The 15377-nt window shown below is 68.7% G+C and carries 15 protein-coding genes and 1 pseudogene; 8 read left to right on the top strand and 8 right to left on the bottom strand.

All coding sequences use genetic code 11. The annotated features are described in order from the left end of the window. Both FHD68_RS13140 and FHD68_RS13135 read left to right on the top strand, forming a co-directional pair. Positions 1-234: pseudogene (locus FHD68_RS13140) on the top strand (DNA polymerase III subunit delta); the annotation flags it as partial. Positions 235-272: 38 nt separating this feature from the next. Further along, positions 273-1403, top strand: coding sequence for a TIGR03862 family flavoprotein (locus FHD68_RS13135; protein ID WP_240542531.1), 1131 nt, complete (start codon positions 273-275; stop codon positions 1401-1403). Here the strand turns inward: FHD68_RS13135 and FHD68_RS13130 are convergent. From FHD68_RS13130 to FHD68_RS13120, 3 genes are all read right to left on the bottom strand, one after another. Continuing rightward, the gene (locus FHD68_RS13130) at positions 1400-1987 is read right to left on the bottom strand and encodes a glutathione S-transferase family protein (RefSeq protein ID WP_127897418.1); all 588 of its coding nucleotides are present in this window, start codon (positions 1985-1987) and stop codon (positions 1400-1402) included. The genes FHD68_RS13135 and FHD68_RS13130 overlap by 4 nt on opposite strands. Before the next feature lie 52 nt (positions 1988-2039). Then, positions 2040-2624 (bottom strand): transglycosylase SLT domain-containing protein, encoded by a 585-nt coding sequence (locus FHD68_RS13125; protein WP_045983142.1) that lies wholly within the window; start codon positions 2622-2624, stop codon positions 2040-2042. Positions 2625-2719: 95 nt separating this feature from the next. Next, the gene (locus FHD68_RS13120) at positions 2720-3088 is read right to left on the bottom strand and encodes a winged helix-turn-helix domain-containing protein (protein ID WP_127897417.1); all 369 of its coding nucleotides are present in this window, start codon (positions 3086-3088) and stop codon (positions 2720-2722) included. A gap of 130 nt (positions 3089-3218) precedes the next feature. Between FHD68_RS13120 and FHD68_RS13115 the strand changes: the two genes are divergently transcribed. Both FHD68_RS13115 and FHD68_RS13110 read left to right on the top strand, forming a co-directional pair. Next, positions 3219-4400 carry an acetyl-CoA C-acyltransferase family protein gene (locus tag FHD68_RS13115; protein ID WP_127897416.1) on the top strand — a complete coding sequence of 394 codons (1182 nt, stop codon included), beginning with the start codon at positions 3219-3221 and terminating at the stop codon, positions 4398-4400. A 112-nt stretch (positions 4401-4512) separates the two neighbouring features. Then, the gene (locus FHD68_RS13110; protein ID WP_064503552.1) at positions 4513-6279 is read left to right on the top strand and encodes an L-lactate permease; all 1767 of its coding nucleotides are present in this window, start codon (positions 4513-4515) and stop codon (positions 6277-6279) included. A 341-nt stretch (positions 6280-6620) separates the two neighbouring features. Here FHD68_RS13110 and FHD68_RS13105 read toward each other — a convergent pair whose 3' ends face one another. The 5 genes from FHD68_RS13105 to FHD68_RS13085 all read right to left on the bottom strand — a co-directional run bounded on the left by FHD68_RS13105 (position 6621) and on the right by FHD68_RS13085 (position 11040). Beyond that, positions 6621-7223 (bottom strand): queuosine precursor transporter, encoded by a 603-nt coding sequence (locus FHD68_RS13105; protein ID WP_046000380.1) that lies wholly within the window; start codon positions 7221-7223, stop codon positions 6621-6623. 93 nt (positions 7224-7316) lie between these two features. After that, on the bottom strand, positions 7317-8234 hold the full coding sequence (locus tag FHD68_RS13100; protein WP_240542467.1) for an esterase-like activity of phytase family protein: 918 nt from the start codon (positions 8232-8234) through the stop codon (positions 7317-7319). Next, positions 8207-9070 (bottom strand): penicillin-insensitive murein endopeptidase, encoded by an 864-nt coding sequence (gene mepA / locus FHD68_RS13095; protein WP_045983136.1) that lies wholly within the window; start codon positions 9068-9070, stop codon positions 8207-8209. Before mepA ends, FHD68_RS13100 begins: the two co-directional genes overlap by 28 nt. Continuing rightward, positions 9067-10437 (bottom strand): MFS transporter, encoded by a 1371-nt coding sequence (locus FHD68_RS13090; RefSeq protein ID WP_045983135.1) that lies wholly within the window; start codon positions 10435-10437, stop codon positions 9067-9069. The genes mepA and FHD68_RS13090 overlap by 4 nt, the downstream gene beginning before the upstream one ends. A 42-nt stretch (positions 10438-10479) precedes the next feature. Continuing rightward, positions 10480-11040: an acyl-CoA thioesterase gene (locus FHD68_RS13085; protein ID WP_127897414.1), complete on the bottom strand. Its 561-nt coding sequence runs from the start codon at positions 11038-11040 to the stop codon at positions 10480-10482. Positions 11041-11218: 178 nt separating this feature from the next. Here FHD68_RS13085 and FHD68_RS13080 point away from each other — a divergent pair, with 178 nt between their 5' ends. The 4 genes from FHD68_RS13080 (at position 11219) to FHD68_RS13065 (ending at position 15218) form a co-directional block, all read left to right on the top strand. After that, on the top strand, positions 11219-11512 hold the full coding sequence (locus tag FHD68_RS13080; protein WP_045983133.1) for a YggT family protein: 294 nt from the start codon (positions 11219-11221) through the stop codon (positions 11510-11512). Next, positions 11512-13548 (top strand): DNA helicase RecQ, encoded by a 2037-nt coding sequence (recQ, locus tag FHD68_RS13075; RefSeq protein WP_139085960.1) that lies wholly within the window; start codon positions 11512-11514, stop codon positions 13546-13548. The genes FHD68_RS13080 and recQ overlap by 1 nt, the downstream gene beginning before the upstream one ends. A gap of 138 nt (positions 13549-13686) precedes the next feature. Then, positions 13687-14598 carry a protein-methionine-sulfoxide reductase catalytic subunit MsrP gene (msrP, locus tag FHD68_RS13070; protein ID WP_164871368.1) on the top strand — a complete coding sequence of 304 codons (912 nt, stop codon included), beginning with the start codon at positions 13687-13689 and terminating at the stop codon, positions 14596-14598. Continuing rightward, positions 14598-15218, top strand: coding sequence for a protein-methionine-sulfoxide reductase heme-binding subunit MsrQ (locus FHD68_RS13065; RefSeq protein ID WP_127897412.1), 621 nt, complete (start codon positions 14598-14600; stop codon positions 15216-15218). The genes msrP and FHD68_RS13065 overlap by 1 nt, the downstream gene beginning before the upstream one ends. Positions 15219-15377: the final 159 nt, after the last annotated feature.

Raw genomic sequence — 15377 nt, 5'->3', positions numbered from 1 at the left:
GACCCGGCGGGGCCGGGGGTGGCGCTGGCCCGCGCGCGCCCACCCGTCTTCGGCCCCCGCCGCGACCGCATGACCCGCCAGGCGCAAAGCTGGGGCATGGGCCCGCTGGAGGAGGCGGTGTCGCTGCTGCTGTCGACCGACATGACCCTGCGGTCCGCCAGCCGCGCGCCGCAGATGCCGCTGGTGGAACGCGCGCTGCTGCGCCTTGCGATGAAGCCGCGGGGGCGGCGGTGACCCTTGCCCTGGTGATCGGAGCCGGACCTGCCGGGCTGATGGCGGCCGAGGCGCTGATGGCGCCCGGCCGTCAGGTGGTGGTGGTCGACGCGATGCCCACGCCCGCCCGCAAGTTCCTGATGGCCGGGAAATCCGGCCTGAACCTGACCCGCGACGAACCGCTGGCGGCCTTTGGCGCCCAGATCGCCGCGTCGGACGGGCGCGATTATCTGGCGACCGATGCGGGGGCGTTCGGCCCGCAGGCGGTGCGGGACTGGGCCCAGGGCCTGGGCATCGCCCTGTTCGCGGGATCGACGGGGCGGGTGTTTCCGGTGGGCATGAAGGCCTCGCCCCTGCTGCGGGCCTGGCTGGCGCGGCTGCGCGCGGGCGGGGTCGAGCTGCGGTCGCGCTGGCGATGGGTCGGGCTGGGCGGTTGTTTCGCCTTCGACACGCCCGACGGTCGCCGGGTGCTGCAGCCAGACGTGACGGTGCTGGCCCTGGGCGGGGCCAGCTGGCCGCGGCTGGGGTCGGATGCGACCTGGGTGCCGATCCTGACAGAGGCCGGTGTCGCCATCGCGCCGTTTCTTCCGGCCAACATGGGGTTCCGCATCGACTGGTCGCCCGCAATGGCGCGGCTGCACGGCGCGCCGGTCAAGGGCGTCGCGATCCGCGCAGGCGACAGCGTCAGCCGCGGCGAATGGGTCATCACCCCCGACGGGATCGAGGGCGGGGGCGTCTATGCCGTCGCGGCCCCGATCCGCGACGGGCAGGCGGCCCATGTCGATCTGGCCCCGGATCTGGACCACGCGTCCCTGGCGCGGCGCTTTGCGCAGCCGCGTGGCAAGCTGAGCCTGGGCAACTGGTTGCGCCGCATCCTGGGCGATCCGGCGCGGGTGGGCCTGCTGCTGGAATGGGGGCGCCCCCTGCCGGACAGCGTCGAGGGCTGGGCCGCGCGGGCCAAGGCGCTGCCGCTTTGCCATGCGGGGCCGATGGGGCTGGACCGGGCGATCTCGTCGGCCGGGGGGATCCGGTCGGAGGCGCTGACGTCTGAGCTTGAACTGCGCGCCCTGCCCGGCGTCTTTGCCGCCGGAGAGATGCTGGATTGGGAGGCGCCGACAGGCGGCTATCTGCTGACCACCTGCCTTGCCACGGGGCTGCGCGCGGGGCAGGCCGCAGCCCGCAGGCTCTAGCTTGCCATGGCCCGCTGATAGGCGGGGCGCTGGCGGATGCGGTCCAGGTATTCGGTCAGGCGGTGTTCGACGATCGGGAACCGCGCCGACAGCGCCCAGTCCAGGCAATGCGCCAGGATCAGGTCTGGCACGGTTATCCGCTCTCCCATCAGATAGGGTCCGTCGGACATGCGGTGGACCAGGGTCTTCTGGCTGGCCTCGAATTCCCACCGCAGGGTGTTCTTGATCGCGCCAAGGCGCATCTCCTCGGGCAGGATGAAGCTGTGGCGCGCGGCCAGCCACAATGCCGCGTCGAATTCGTCCAGCAGGAACTGGGTCAGGCTGTCCTGACGCGCCCGGTCCAGGGTGCCCGCCGGGTGGGTCAGATCGCCGTGGCGATCGGCCAGATAGGTCAGGATCGCGGTCGAATCGGTGATCGGCGTACCGTCGTCGATCAGGACCGGAACCTTGCCCGCCGGGTTGAACTGGGCCACGCCGTCGCTGCGCGGATTGGCGGGAATGTGGTCGTAAGGCTGTCCCAGCTCCTCCAGCATCCACAGGACGCGCAGGGCGCGGGACTTGGCGGTGCCGATGACGCGGTACATGGGGATCCTCCTGGCCGTTGGACGGACAGAAGGCCCCAGCCCCCGCGCCGCGTCAAGCGCGGCGGCAGCCGACCAGCTGCTGGCGGTACATCTCGGACCGCTGGCCCACGGATCCGGCCACGCGCATCAGCCAGCTTTTCTGGCGATAGCTGCCGCGGGCAAAGCCGCTGCGGCCTTCGTGATAGGCCAGGTACTGCGACGCGGCGTCGTTCTTGGACAGGCCAAGCCGCTGCTGGCTGCCATGCATGTACCAGCCCATGAAGTCGGTCGCGTCGCGGATGCTGTCGCGCCGGGCGCGACGGTTGCCGGTCTCGCGCTGGTACTCCTCCCAGGTGCCGTCCAGGGCCTGGGAATAGCCGAAGGCGCTGCTTTGGCGGCCGATGGGAATGACGCCAAGCGCGTATTGATGCGGGGTGCGCGCATCGCCGATGAATTTCGATTCCTGGTACAGGGTCGCCATCTGAACATGGACCGGCACGCCCCATTTGCGTTCGGTCTGGCGCATGGCGCGCAGATAGGCGGGTCGTTCCGACGTGATCGCGCACGCATTGTCCAGCTGCCGCGGCGCGCTGAAGTTCCCGCCGCCCCCGCATGAGGCGACCAGCCCGACAATGGCCAGCTTCAGTAGCCTGTTCATCCTGCCCTCGTTCTCTTGTTTTGCGGACAGTCTACGCAAATTCACCCGCCTGTGAAATCACAAAGCCGGAAGCGGGGCAGGGATCGGCCGATGGATCAGCCCGATCCCTCGGGCCGCAGCAGGGCGTTCAGCGCCATCAGATCCGCGGCCCCCGCATCCAGCAACAGCGATTCCAGCGCCCGGTAATGGGCCAGGACCTGCTGTCCGGTGGGGGTGACGGTCGCGCCGCCGCCCCCCGCCCCGCCGCGCGCGCTGTCGATGACGGGGTCGGCAAAGGCGGTGTTCATCTCCTCGACCAGGGTCCAGGCGCGCTTGTAGCTCATCCCCATCTCGCGCGCGGCGGCCGAGATCGAGCCGAGCCGCCCGATGCGGGCCAGCAGCTCGGCCTTGCCCGGACCCAGGATCAGGGGCGAATCGTATTCCAGGCGCAGCTTGATGCGCAGCCGGGGGGCGGTCTGGGTCATGGGGGCTCTCTCGTTATTCCTGCGCAACATAGCGCCTTGCCCGGCCGGGCGCAATTTGCCGTGACGGCACGGGTTGCGGCAGGCGGCACGCGCCCTAGACTGCGCGCCGAAGGCAAGAGGAGGCCCTGCCATGTCCGCATCCGATATCGTCATCCTGTCCGGCGCCCGCACCGCCATCGGCACCTTCGGGGGCAGCTTGGCGGCCATCCCGCCGATCCAGCTGGCCGCGACCGTCACCCGTGCCGCGCTGGAGCGGGCGGGCCTGGCCCCCGAGCAGGTCGGTCAGGTCGTCTTCGGCCATGTGATCAACACCGAGCCGCGCGACATGTACCTGTCCCGCGTGGCCATGCTGGAGGCGGGCATCCCGCATACCACGCCCGCGATGAACGTGAACCGTCTGTGCGGGTCGGGCGCGCAGGCCATCGTGTCGGCGGCGCAGGCGCTGATGCTGGGCGACGCCGATTTCGCCATCGCGGGCGGCGCCGAGAGCATGAGCCGCTCGCCCTATGTCGTGCCTTCGGCGCGCTTCGGCGCCAAGATGGGCGATCAGGTCATGCTGGACATGATGACCGGCGCGCTGACCTGCCCGATGGGCACCGGACATATGGGCGTCACCGCCGAGAACGTCGCCGCCGAACATGACATCAGCCGCGAACAGCAGGACGCATTCGCGATGGAATCGCAGCGCCGCGCCGCGGCGGCGATCGCGGCAGGCCATTTCAAGGACCAGATCGTCCCGGTCGAGGTCAAGTCGCGCAAGGGCATGGTGGCCTTCGACACGGACGAGCACCCCAAGGACACCAGCCTGGAAAAGCTGGCCGGCCTGAAGGCCGTGTTCCAGAAGGGCGGCAGCGTGACCGCGGGCAATGCCAGCGGCATCAACGACGGCGCCGCAGCCTTGGTCTTGGCACGGGCGGATGCCGCCGAACGCGCGGGCCTGACCCCGCGGGCGCGCATCCTGGGCTATGCCGTGGCCGGCGTGCGCCCCGAGGTGATGGGCATCGGCCCGGTCCCCGCGGTCGAGGCGCTGATGGCCCGCACCGGGCTGAAGGCCGGCGATTTCGACGTGATCGAATCGAATGAGGCCTTTGCCGCCCAGGCCCTGGCGGTGAACAAGGGCCTGGGTCTGGACACGGCCCGCGTGAACCCCAATGGCGGCGCCATCGCCCTGGGCCATCCGGTCGGCGCCACAGGCGCGATCCTGATGGTCAAGGCCATCCACGAGCTGGAGCGGACAGGCGGTCGCACCGCGTTGATCACCATGTGCATCGGCGGCGGGCAGGGCATCGCCATCGCGATCCGTCGCGACTGACGCACCGTCCCGGCGACGTTTGCGCAACCGGTCTGGTTTCCAGACCGGTTTTTTCTTGCTTTCCGCCGTGAACCCGTCCCGAATGATGCGGACAATTCGAGGAGGAGTTGGGGTGTCACAGGGAATAATGTTCATTGCCGCGGCCTTGCCCGTCGCGGTGGTGTTTGTGTTGCTGGTCGTCATGCGACGGTCGGCCAAGCTGTCGATGATGACCGCCTATGTGGTCACGGTGCTTCTGGCACTGTTCCTGTGGGGGGCGCCGCTGGCGCGGGTCGCGGGGGCCACGGTCAACGGGCTGGTGACGGCGGTGACGCTGCTCTACATCGTGTTCGGGGCGATCCTGCTGCTGTACACGGTGCAGGAATCGGGCGCGATCCGCACGATCCGGCGCGGGTTCATGGACATCTCGCCCGACCGGCGCATCCAGGCGATCATCATCGCATGGATGTTCGGGTCGATGATCGAGGGCGCGTCCGGGTTCGGCACGCCGGCCGCCGTGGCGGCGCCGCTGCTGCTGGCGATCGGCTTTCCGGCCATGGCCGCGGTCATGGTCACGCTGATCATCCAGTCGACGCCGGTGTCCTTCGGCGCGGTCGGCACGCCGATGCTGGTCGGCATCAACACCGGCCTGTCCAACAGCCCCGAGGTCGCCAGCGCCATCGCGCCCCTGACCCTGGCCGAATACGTGCCGGTGGTGGCCGCGCAGGTCGCGCTGGTCCATGCGCTGGTGGGCGTGCTGATCCCGCTGCTGATGGTGGGGATGCTGACGCGGTTCTTCGGCACCGAGCGCAGCTTTGCCAAGGGCTTTCGCGCGTGGAAGTTCGCGATCTTTGCCGGGCTGGCCTTCACGATGCCCTATCTGCTGGTCGCGCGCATCCTGGGACCGGAATTCCCGTCCCTGCTGGGCGGGCTGATCGGCCTGATGATCGTGGTGCCGGCCGCGCGGGCCGGTTGGTTCATGCCGTCCGACAGGTTCGACTTTCCGGCACGCGCCCAATGGGACGAAGGCTGGCAGGGCAACATCGAACCGGACCAGGCCGAACTGGGCCCCGATGACCGCCGCATCGGCCTGCTGACGGCATGGATGCCCTATGTCATCGTCGCGGCGCTGCTGGTGCTGACGCGGACCATCGCGCCGCTGAAGGCCTGGCTGACCGGGCCGGACACCACGCTGGCGCTGCGCGACCTGTTCGGGTCGGGCATCAACGCGACCGCGCAGTTCGCATATTCGCCGGGGACGGTGATGATCATCGCATCCCTGATCTCGGTCGCGCTGTTCCGCATGCGGGGCAGCGATTACGGCCGGGCCTGGGCGATCTCGGGCCGCACGATGCTGGCCGCGGCGCCCGCGCTGCTGCTGGCGGTGCCGATGGTGCAGGTGTTCATCAACTCGGGCTCGGAGGGCGTGGCGTCCATGCCGATCACCCTAGCCGAGGGGATGGCCGCGGCGACCGGTGCCAGCTGGCCCCTGTTCGCGCCGATCGTGGGCGCGCTGGGCGCGTTCATCGCGGGATCGAACACCGTGTCGAACATGATGTTCGCGCTGTTCCAGTTCTCGGCCGCGCAGGGCATCGGACTGGATCTTGCGGGGATCACCATCGTGGTGGTGCTGCAGGCCGTGGGCGGCGCTGCGGGCAACATGGTCTGCGTGCACAACGTGGTGGCCGCGTCCGCCGTCGTGGGCCTGACCGACCGCGAGGGCGACATCATCCGCAAGACGCTGATCACCATGGCGTATTACGTGGTGCAGGCGGGCCTGATCGGGATGGCGCTGATCGGCGGCGGGCTGTGGTGGCTGGCGGCGCTGATCTGGGCCGCGGTGGTGGTCGGCGCGATGCGCGCCAATCGCGACCGGGCCGCGGTGCCTGTCCGCGCCTGACGCAAGGCTGACGACATCGGTGCGGGCGGTCCTTCGGGGCCGCCCGTTCTCGTTGCGCCGCGCCGCACGGCCGGATACGAGGGCGCAAACCGGACACGGGTGCGCAAAAAGGAACGGGCCGCCCAGCAAGAGGCGGCCCGCGAGATCCAAGGAGATGGTCCGGTTAGGGGCGGACGCAGGTCCGGTCCCAACCAGGGGTGGTGGCCTTTGGGGCTGCCCTCAGGCCGGGGTCCCCCCGACTGTTCCGAAACGTCTCTCCACTATCACTCTAGACACTGGACCACCTCCTTTCAAAAGATTGCTGTATAGGGACAGGCTGACACAGATCGAAATTCTGTCAATCAGCTTTCTGCCCTGTGCCCCAACAAATTGCGGACGATGATGCGGAACGGCACAAGGGCCAGTATCGCCAGACCAAGTTTGACCATCCAGTCGGCAAGTGCCAGCGAAACCCACAGCGGGCTGAACGGTCCCGCGCCAAGCAGCGGAACCGCCTCGTTGGCCCAGCCCGTGTTGGTGTCCGCGGGCAGCACGGCCGCAAAGGCGATTCCGAAGAACAGCACCGTGTCCAGCGCCGATCCCAGCAGGGTCGAGACCAGCGGCGCCCGCCACCAGCGCCCGCCGCGCAGCGTGTCGAAGACCTGCACGTCGACCATCTGCGCCACCAGGAAGGCCGCCCCCGACGCGATGGCGATTCGCAGCGTGGTGGCATCCATCCCTGCGGCGATCAGCGACCAGACGACCCCGGTCACGAACCCTGCCAGCACCACGCGGCGCGCGGCGGCGGCGCCGTGGACGCGGTTCATGACGTCCGTGACCAGGAAGGCCAGCGGATAGGTGAAGGCCCCCCAGGTCAGCCAGGTGGCGACCGTGAACTGAACCAGGACGTTCGAGGCCACGACAATGGCGGCCATGGCAAGGATGCCGGGCAGAAAGCGGATCATCGGTGGGTTTCCGTTTTTGCGAAGGTTGCGGAAGAACTCGGCCCCCCGGACGGGTGGAGCAGCGCGCGCCTTACGCCCGCGCGGGCGGTCTTGTCAATTCCGCAGCGCCTGCAGGCCGGTATCGCGCAGGCGGTATTCGACGATCTCGGTCCGCTGGACGAACAGGAAGTTGTCGTCCGAGATCATGGTGATGCGCATGCCCACGCCGTCATCCCAGACCGAGATGCCTTCCAGGTTGTCGTATTGCAGGGGCCGCGTCTCCAGCAGGATCTGGTCGTCCTGGATCACCCCCGGCTCCAGCCGCATCCGCCGCACGCGCGAGACAAAGCCCAGGATGCCGCGGAAATCGCGCTCCAGCAGGTAGAACCAGCCGTCGGGCCCGAAATCCGCCCCCACCGCACGCCAGCGCGGATCGCGGCGGATCTGGCCGTATTCCGTCCAGGCGCCGTCGAACGACAGGATGGTGAAGGGCTGGGTTTCCGTCCCCGACCGCTCGGGGACGGCGAACAGGGTGCCGTCGTCGTCGATGGCCAGCGCCTCCAGCCCCACGTTCACGCCCATGCCGGGCAGGCGGTCCGGGCGGGGATGGGTGGTGGCGGGTGCGTCGGGGTGATCATAGGTCGCCACCCGGTCCAGCCCTTCGAAGCTGACATGGATGCGGCCGTCGGGGCCCACCGCGATGCCTTCGCTGTCGCCGGTATAGCCGGGGGGCAGGGGCTGGCCCTTGCTGTCCTTCAGGTTCGTGCGCCCGGCGACGGACATGCCGCGCACCAGGCCCTGGGCATCGCGTTCGATCCGGCCCCAGTACAGGTGCGCCCGGTCGGTCAGGGCGTGGAACCCGGTGCCGTCCGGGCTGATGTCGATCGCCGAGAAGCCGCCGAAGGTCGATTGGTCCATCGTCCAGATATAGGTGCCGACATAATCAAGAACCGCGCCTGCACGGGCAGGCGCGGTGGCAAGGATCGACCCGGCAAGGGCCAGCGTCAGGGCGCCGATGCGACGGTCGAACATTGGGCTGGCAGGTCGCTCATCCGATAGGTGCGGGGGTGGCGATAGTTGGGGTCCGGGGTCGAGGGCTTGGCGCGGCTGGGGTCGATGCGGATGTTGATCCATTCCTGCGCCTCGGCGCAGCCGTCGCCGGCCGGGATCGGGTTCGGCGTCTGGCAGATCGACCCGGCAGGGCAGTTCATGCGGACGTGGAAATGGAAGTCGTGGTTGTTGATGGGGCGGATCTTGCGCAGCCAGTCGCGGTTGCCCGTCTCCATCTGGCACATGGCGACCTTGGCGACGGGATCGACGAAGATGCGTTCGACGCGGGGATCGCGCGCGGCGGCGCGCATGATCGACATGTGCCCGCCCGTCCAGTTGCCCGACAGCGCCGTGCCGCCATTCGCGACGACCGACACGGATGACAGGTTCTCGCGCTGCTGCGGGGACAGGCCCAGGGTCGGGGGCGGCAGCATCCAGATGTCGGCATCCAGCCCCAGCTGGTGGCTGGCATGGCCCGAGGTCATCGGCCCGCCGCGCGGCTGGCTGATGTCCCCGATATAGAGGCCCCGCCACCCGGCCTGCTGCGCCGCCCGCGACAGGCCCTGCAGAAAGCCGATCATCTCGGGGTGGCCCCAGTTGCGGTTGCGCGACAGGCGCATGGATTGCCAGCTGGGTCCGCTTTCGGGCATCTGCACCAGACCCTGCGCGCAACCTTGGGAATAGTTGCCGATCGACACGGCCGGCCCGCCCGACGCCGTGCGGAACGCGCCGAAGACGTCCTTGGCCAGGGATTGGGCCGATGCGGGCAAAGCCAGGCCCATCAGGACGGCGGCGGCGGTCAGGGTCTTGCGGATCACGGGGACGTCTCTCCTTCGGGGTCCACCCACACTAGCAGAACCAGCGCGACAAGAAAGATCACGATCAGGGGAAGAAACCCGATGCGCTGATTCCCGGTCAGGTCGGTCGTCAGCGCGATCAGGAAGGGTGCCAGGAACGCCGTGGCCTTGCCCGACAGCGCGTAAAGGCCGAAACCCTCGGTTGCGCGGTCGGGGGTGGTGTGGCGCACCATCATCGTGCGGCTGGCCGCCTGCAGCGCGCCGCCCGCGCCCCCGATCACCGCCCCGCAGGCAAAGAAGATCAGATCGGGCAGGCGCAGGGTGCCCAGGACCGCATCCGGCGTGGCAATGCCCAGGACGGATGTCCGGTCCATACCCACCAGCAGCATGCAGACCGCCATCAGCGCCAGGATGCTGGCGACGATCACCGCGCGGGGGCCGAAGGCGCGGTCCGCGCGCCCGCCCAGCCAGCTGATCACCGCCGCCGAGATGGCGCTGACCACCCCGAAGACGCCGGCCAGGAACACCGGCCAGCCCAGCACCGTCCCCGCATAGACGCCCCCGAACCCGTACAGCGCGTTCAGCGCGTCGCGCGAGAACATCGACGATGCCAGCCAGGCCGCCAGGCTGCGCCGATGCCGCAGGCTGCGGATCAGCGTCCACAGGTCGCGCAGGGCGCGGCGCACCTGCACCGGCCGGCCCGGCCCCGGTTCGCGGACCCACAGGAAGAACGGGATCATGAAGACCGCGTACCAGATCGCCGTCAGGGGGCCGACGAACCGCGTACCTTCGCGCATCGCGGGGTCCAGGCCGAACAGGGGCGGGATGCCCAGCAGCGTGCGCCCCGAGGGCGTTTCGGCGAACAGCAGCAGCATCACGGCCAGTGCCGTCACCCCGCCCAGATAGCCGAAGGCATAGCCCGACCCGGACAGACGGCCGATCTCGTCGCGCGGGGCCAGGGCGGGCAGCATGGCATTGGTGAAGATGGTGGCGAATTCGACCCCGATCAGGCCGATGCCGAACAAGACGATGGCCTGGATCAGCGGCGGCTGGCCGGGGGTCAGGGTCCACAGCCCCGCCGCGCCCACCACGTAGAATGCCGAGAACACCCAGACCCAGGGCATCCGCCGCCCCGAACTGTCCGCGATGGCGCCCAGGACCGGGGCGGCCAGCGCGATGACCGCGCCCGCGATGGCCAGCCCGTATCCCCAAAGCGCCTGCGCCTGCGCCCCGGCCTGCGCGGCATCCAACCCCTGGGCGATGAAATGCGTGCGCGCGACCTCGGCGAAGTAGATCGAGAAGACGAAGGTCAGCAGCAGCGTGTGATAGGGCTGGCTGGCCCAGTCAAAGAACCACCAGCCCCAGACCCGCCTGCGATCGATCGTCATGTCCGTCCCTCATGGCTTTTCCGTCATAAGGAACAGAGCCCGTCAGAGTGGCAAGTGAAGTTTCGCCTCATCCGGGATGACGGGGGGCCAGGGCCGCGTCGCATCCGCCGCGATCCAGGCCGCGATCCAGTCGGGCAGGGGCGGACTGTCGGGGGCGTGGCCCAAGGCCTCCATGACGCGGGCGGGGGCGACGATCCCCTGGGCCGAGGTCACGGCCGAGCGGATCATCACCTGGTTGCAGCATTCCGTGCCCTTCCACATGGACTGCTCCATATAGACGAAGCGCGCGTCCCAGCCCACCATGCGCGAGATCATGGTGAAGCGTTCGAACGCCCGGACACGGCGACGATAGCGGGTCGAGTTTCCCGCCACCGTGATGCCCCAGCCATTCGCCCGCAGCACCGGCACCAGCCCGGTCCGCCGCGCCAGCGGGATGCGGCCCAGATCGAACAGGGTCAGGGTGCGGCCGTTGTTCAGCTCCCACCAGGGGTCCAGGTCCCAGGGCCAGCACATGTGCGTGGACACATGCGTGCCCAGGGGGTCCAGGGCGGGGGCGTTGCGGAACTTGACCAGTTCCTTGGCAAAGCGGATCAGCGGATACATGGAGGGGCCTTTCGTCAGCAGGCCTTTTGAGGGCGGGCCTTTCGTTCTGCCCCGTGGGTGGCCCGCGATCACGCGGGCGTCAAGCCGGACGCGGCGGCATCCGGTCGCGCCCCGCTTGCGTCCCGCCTTACGCGCGGCCATACAGGGCCCGAACGCGCGCGCAGCCAAGGAGACGACCATGGGAACCCTGTACGAAGCCCTGCAACTGATCCTGCAGGTCCTGTGGTTCATCATGATCGTGCACATCATCATGTCCTGGCTGATCAACTTTCAGGTGCTGAACCTGCGCCAGCCTCTGGTCGCGCAGATCTGGGACGGCCTGAACCGGCTGCTGGAGCCGATCTATCGCCCGATCCGGAACATCCTGCCCAATACCGGCGGGCTGGATCTGGCGCCGCTGGTCGTCTTCATCATCATCATCATCGCGCAGCGCGCCCTGGCGAACAACGCGGGCTTCTTCTACGGCATGTGATGTCAACGGACCTGCTGCGCCAGGTCTGGGGATTCGACGGTTTCCGCCCCGGACAGCAAGAGATCGTCGAGGCGGTGGCCGCAGGCCGCGACGTGCTGGCGATCATGCCGACGGGCGGCGGCAAGTCGCTGTGCTTCCAGCTGCCCGCGCTGATGCGCGAGGGCGTGACGGTGGTCATCTCTCCGCTGATCGCGCTGATGCGCGATCAGGTGCGCGCGCTGCGCGAGGCGGGGGTCGAGGCGGGCGCACTGACCAGCGGCAACACCGAGGCCGAGACCGACGCGGTGTTTTCGGCCATCTCCGAGGGGCGGCTGAAGGTGCTGTACATGGCGCCCGAACGGCTGGCCTCCGGGGGCACGGTGAACCTCTTGCGCCGGGCGGGCGTCACGGCGATCGCGGTGGACGAGGCGCATTGCGTCAGCCAGTGGGGCCATGACTTTCGCCCCGACTATCTGCGCATCGGCGATCTGAAGCGCGCGCTGGACGTGCCGCTGGCGGCCTTCACCGCCACTGCGGACGTGGAAACGCGGGCCGAGATCGTCACCCGCCTGTTCGACGGACAGGCCCCCGTGACCTTCCTGCGCGGCTTCGACCGGCCGAACATCCGGCTGGCCTTCCAGCCCAAGAACAGCCCCCGCACCCAGGTCCTGGCCTATGCCGCCGCGCGCCGGGGTCAGTCGGGCATCATCTATTGCGGCGCCCGCGCGCGGACCGAAAGCCTGGCGCAGGCGCTGCGCGAGGCGGGGCATCCGGCCATCGCCTATCACGCGGGGCTGGAGGCCGAGGCCCGGCGCGAGGCCGAGGCGCGGTTTCAGACCGAGGACGGGCTGATCGTCGTGGCGACCGTGGCCTTTGGCATGGGCATCGACAAGCCCGACATCCGTTGGGTGCTGCACGCCGACCTGCCGAAATCCATCGAAGGGTATTACCAGGAGATCGGGCGTGCGGGCCGCGACGGCGACCCGGCGGATACGCTGACCCTCTACGGTCCCGACGACATCCGCCTGCGCCGCACCCAGATCGACGAGGGCCTGGGCGACAGCGCCCGCAAGGCCGGCGATCATGCACGTCTGAACGCCCTGCTGGGCCTGGCCGAGGCGACAGGATGCCGCCGCCGTCGCCTGCTGGCCTATTTCGGCGAGGAGATGGACCGCGATTGCGGCAATTGCGACCTGTGCCAGAGCCCGCCCAAGCTGTTCGACGGCACGCTGGCGGTCCGCAAGGCGCTGTCCGCGATGGTGCGCACCGGCGAGTGGTTCGGCAGCGGCCACCTGATCGACATCCTGACCGGCACCACCACGGACAAGGTCCGCGAGCGCGGCCATGACCAGCTGCCGACCTTCGGCGTGGGGCGCGAACACGGGCGCGGGCAATGGCAGGCGATCTTCCGGCAGATGATGGGGCTGGACCTGTGCCGCCCCGACCCGGAACGCCACGGCGCCCTGCACCTGACCGAGACCGCGCATCCGATCCTGCGCGGCGAGGAGAGCGTGACGCTGCGCGAGGACACCACCAAGGGCGCCAAGCCCGCCAACGTCCTGCGTACCCAGGTATCGGAGGAGGACGAGCCGCTTCTGTCCGCGCTGAAGGCCAAGCGGCGTGCCCTGGCCGAGGCGGCGCGCGTGCCGGCCTATGTCATCTTCCCCGACCGCACCCTGATCGAGATGGCCGAGAAGCGGCCGCAGGACCTGGACCAGATGGCGCGGGTCGGCGGCGTGGGGGCAAAGAAGCTGGACAGCTTTGGCCGCGCCTTCCTGGAGGTCATCGCGGGCGCGCAGCCCGAGATGCACCCGGCACGGCGCGCCCTGGCCGGGCGTCCCGAAGGCGCGCTGTTCGACCGGCTGATGGCCGTGCAGCTGGACCTGCAGCGCGGCCCCGACGGCACCGACAAGCCGCTGTCCTGCTCGACCGCCCAGATCAAGCGCATCGCGGAAAGCCGCCCCGCCGGCGTCGATGGACTGGCGCGTCACCTGGACGCGCCGCGCATGGAGCGGTTCGCCGACGCCTTCCTGGCCGAGATCGAGCGCGTCGAATAAATCGCGCCGCGCTGGTAACGAACAGGTGCCCTGCAGCGAACAGTCAACCGAACGTGATGCATCATTTGCGCAACCCCCTGCGTGGATCATGCGATAACGCAAGGGTACCGCCCCGTTGGGGCAGCCCGATCGGAGGACATGATGAAGCTGAACTGGTCTGACGTCACGCCGCACAGGATCTTTCTGGACCGTCGAAAATTCATGGCCGCAGGGGTCGCCGCCGTGGCCCTGCCCGGACTGGTCCGCGCGCAGACGATCAATGCACGCCCATCCCCGCTGTCGACCGACCAGACGCCGAACACCTTCGAGGAGATCACCAACTACAACAACTTCTACGAATTCGGGACGGGCAAGGAGGATCCGGCGCGCAATGCGGGCGCACTGACCACCGATCCCTGGTCCGTGGAGGTGGCGGGCCTGGTCGACCGCCCCGGCAGCTATGGCGTCGAAGATCTGGCCCCCGACAACGCGCTGGAGGAACGCATCTATCGCCTGCGCTGCGTCGAGGCGTGGTCGATGGTCGTTCCGTGGATCGGCGTGCCGCTGGCATCCGTGCTGGCCAAGGTCGGCGTCCAGCCCAGTGCCAAGTTCGTCGAGTTCGAGACGCTGGTGCGCCCCGAGGAGATGATCGGCCAGCAACGCGCCATCCTGGACTGGCCCTATCGCGAGGGTCTGCGTCTGGACGAGGCGATGCACCCGCTGACGATCCTGGCCACGGGTCTGTACGATCAGCCCATGCCCAACCAGAACGGCGCACCGATCCGCCTGGTGGTGCCGTGGAAATACGGGTTCAAGTCGATCAAGTCGATCGTGCGCATCAACCTGCTGGCGCAGGAGCCCGTGAACACCTGGAAGCAGCTGCAGGCCAGCGAATACGGATTCTATGCCAACGTGAACCCGCAGGTCGATCACCCGCGCTGGAGCCAGGCGACCGAACGCGTTATCGGCGCGGGGCTGTTCGGCGGGCGCAAGGAGACGCTGATGTTTAACGGATACGGCGATCAGGTCGCCTCACTTTACGCGGGGATGGATCTGTCGGTGAACTACTGATGATCCGCGGCATCAACAACGCGCTGCGGCGCATTCCGGTCTGGGCGGTCTGGCTGGCAGGGGCGGTGCCCTTCGCCGTGCTGCTGTGGGACATCTTCACGGGCGGCCTGGGCGTCGATCCCGTGCAGGAGGTCGAACACCGCCTTGGCCAGACCGCGCTGTACTTCCTGATCGGCGGCCTGGCGGTCACGCCATTGCTGCGACTGACGGGCGTGTCGTTGATGCGGTTCCGCCGCGCGATCGGGGTGATCTGTTTCGCCTATGCGCTGCCCCATGTGCTGGCCTGGGTCGTCCTGGACATGGGACTGCTGTGGGGACAGATGGCCCGTGACATCCTCAAGCGGCCCTACCTGCTGTTCGGAATGGGATCGTTCCTGATCCTGATCGCGCTGGCCGTGACGTCGAACAACACGTCGCTGCGGCGCATGGGTGGGCAGGCGTGGCGACGCCTGCACAAGCTGGTCTATGTTGCAGCCCCCCTTGCCGCGATGCATTGGCTGTGGGCCATCAAGGTCAACGAGATCGCCCCGATCTTCTGGGCGGCGGTGATCGCGCTTCTGCTGGCCTCCAGGCTTGTGATTCGTCGCCCGATGTCCTGGACCCGCCCCGCAAGGGCCTAACGTTTCCTTTTATTTCAGTTAGTTGCGAGAAAACTGACCGGCTGACACGTTTTTTTCACAAAACCTGCTTGCGTCCCCCGGCGGCTGGGCCTAAACACCGCTTCACCGAAGGCGGGAACGCTGGAGGGGCCGGGAAGGCGGTGCTGGGAAGCGCGGTTG

Origin of the sequence: Paracoccus marcusii (assembly GCF_006151785.1) — a bacterium.
In the GTDB taxonomy this organism is placed as follows: domain Bacteria; phylum Pseudomonadota; class Alphaproteobacteria; order Rhodobacterales; family Rhodobacteraceae; genus Paracoccus; species Paracoccus marcusii.
The sequence above is the reverse complement of the archived record's forward strand: the minus strand, read 5'-3'. Positions and strand labels throughout refer to the sequence as shown.

Coding starts and splice junctions, on each gene's coding strand:
- FHD68_RS13065 (WP_127897412.1), top strand. CDS start 14,598: ATGATCCGCGGCATCAACAACGCGCTGCGGCGCATTCCGGTCTGGGCG.
- FHD68_RS13080 (WP_045983133.1), top strand. CDS start 11,219: ATGGGAACCCTGTACGAAGCCCTGCAACTGATCCTGCAGGTCCTGTGG.
- msrP (WP_164871368.1), top strand. CDS start 13,687: ATGATGAAGCTGAACTGGTCTGACGTCACGCCGCACAGGATCTTTCTG.
- FHD68_RS13085 (WP_127897414.1), bottom strand. CDS start 11,040: ATGTATCCGCTGATCCGCTTTGCCAAGGAACTGGTCAAGTTCCGCAAC.
- FHD68_RS13090 (WP_045983135.1), bottom strand. CDS start 10,437: ATGACGATCGATCGCAGGCGGGTCTGGGGCTGGTGGTTCTTTGACTGG.
- FHD68_RS13100 (WP_240542467.1), bottom strand. CDS start 8,234: ATGTTCGACCGTCGCATCGGCGCCCTGACGCTGGCCCTTGCCGGGTCG.
- FHD68_RS13130 (WP_127897418.1), bottom strand. CDS start 1,987: ATGTACCGCGTCATCGGCACCGCCAAGTCCCGCGCCCTGCGCGTCCTG.
- FHD68_RS13115 (WP_127897416.1), top strand. CDS start 3,219: ATGTCCGCATCCGATATCGTCATCCTGTCCGGCGCCCGCACCGCCATC.
- FHD68_RS13120 (WP_127897417.1), bottom strand. CDS start 3,088: ATGACCCAGACCGCCCCCCGGCTGCGCATCAAGCTGCGCCTGGAATAC.
- recQ (WP_139085960.1), top strand. CDS start 11,512: ATGTCAACGGACCTGCTGCGCCAGGTCTGGGGATTCGACGGTTTCCGC.
- FHD68_RS13135 (WP_240542531.1), top strand. CDS start 273: ATGGCGGCCGAGGCGCTGATGGCGCCCGGCCGTCAGGTGGTGGTGGTC.
- FHD68_RS13125 (WP_045983142.1), bottom strand. CDS start 2,624: ATGAACAGGCTACTGAAGCTGGCCATTGTCGGGCTGGTCGCCTCATGC.
- FHD68_RS13105 (WP_046000380.1), bottom strand. CDS start 7,223: ATGATCCGCTTTCTGCCCGGCATCCTTGCCATGGCCGCCATTGTCGTG.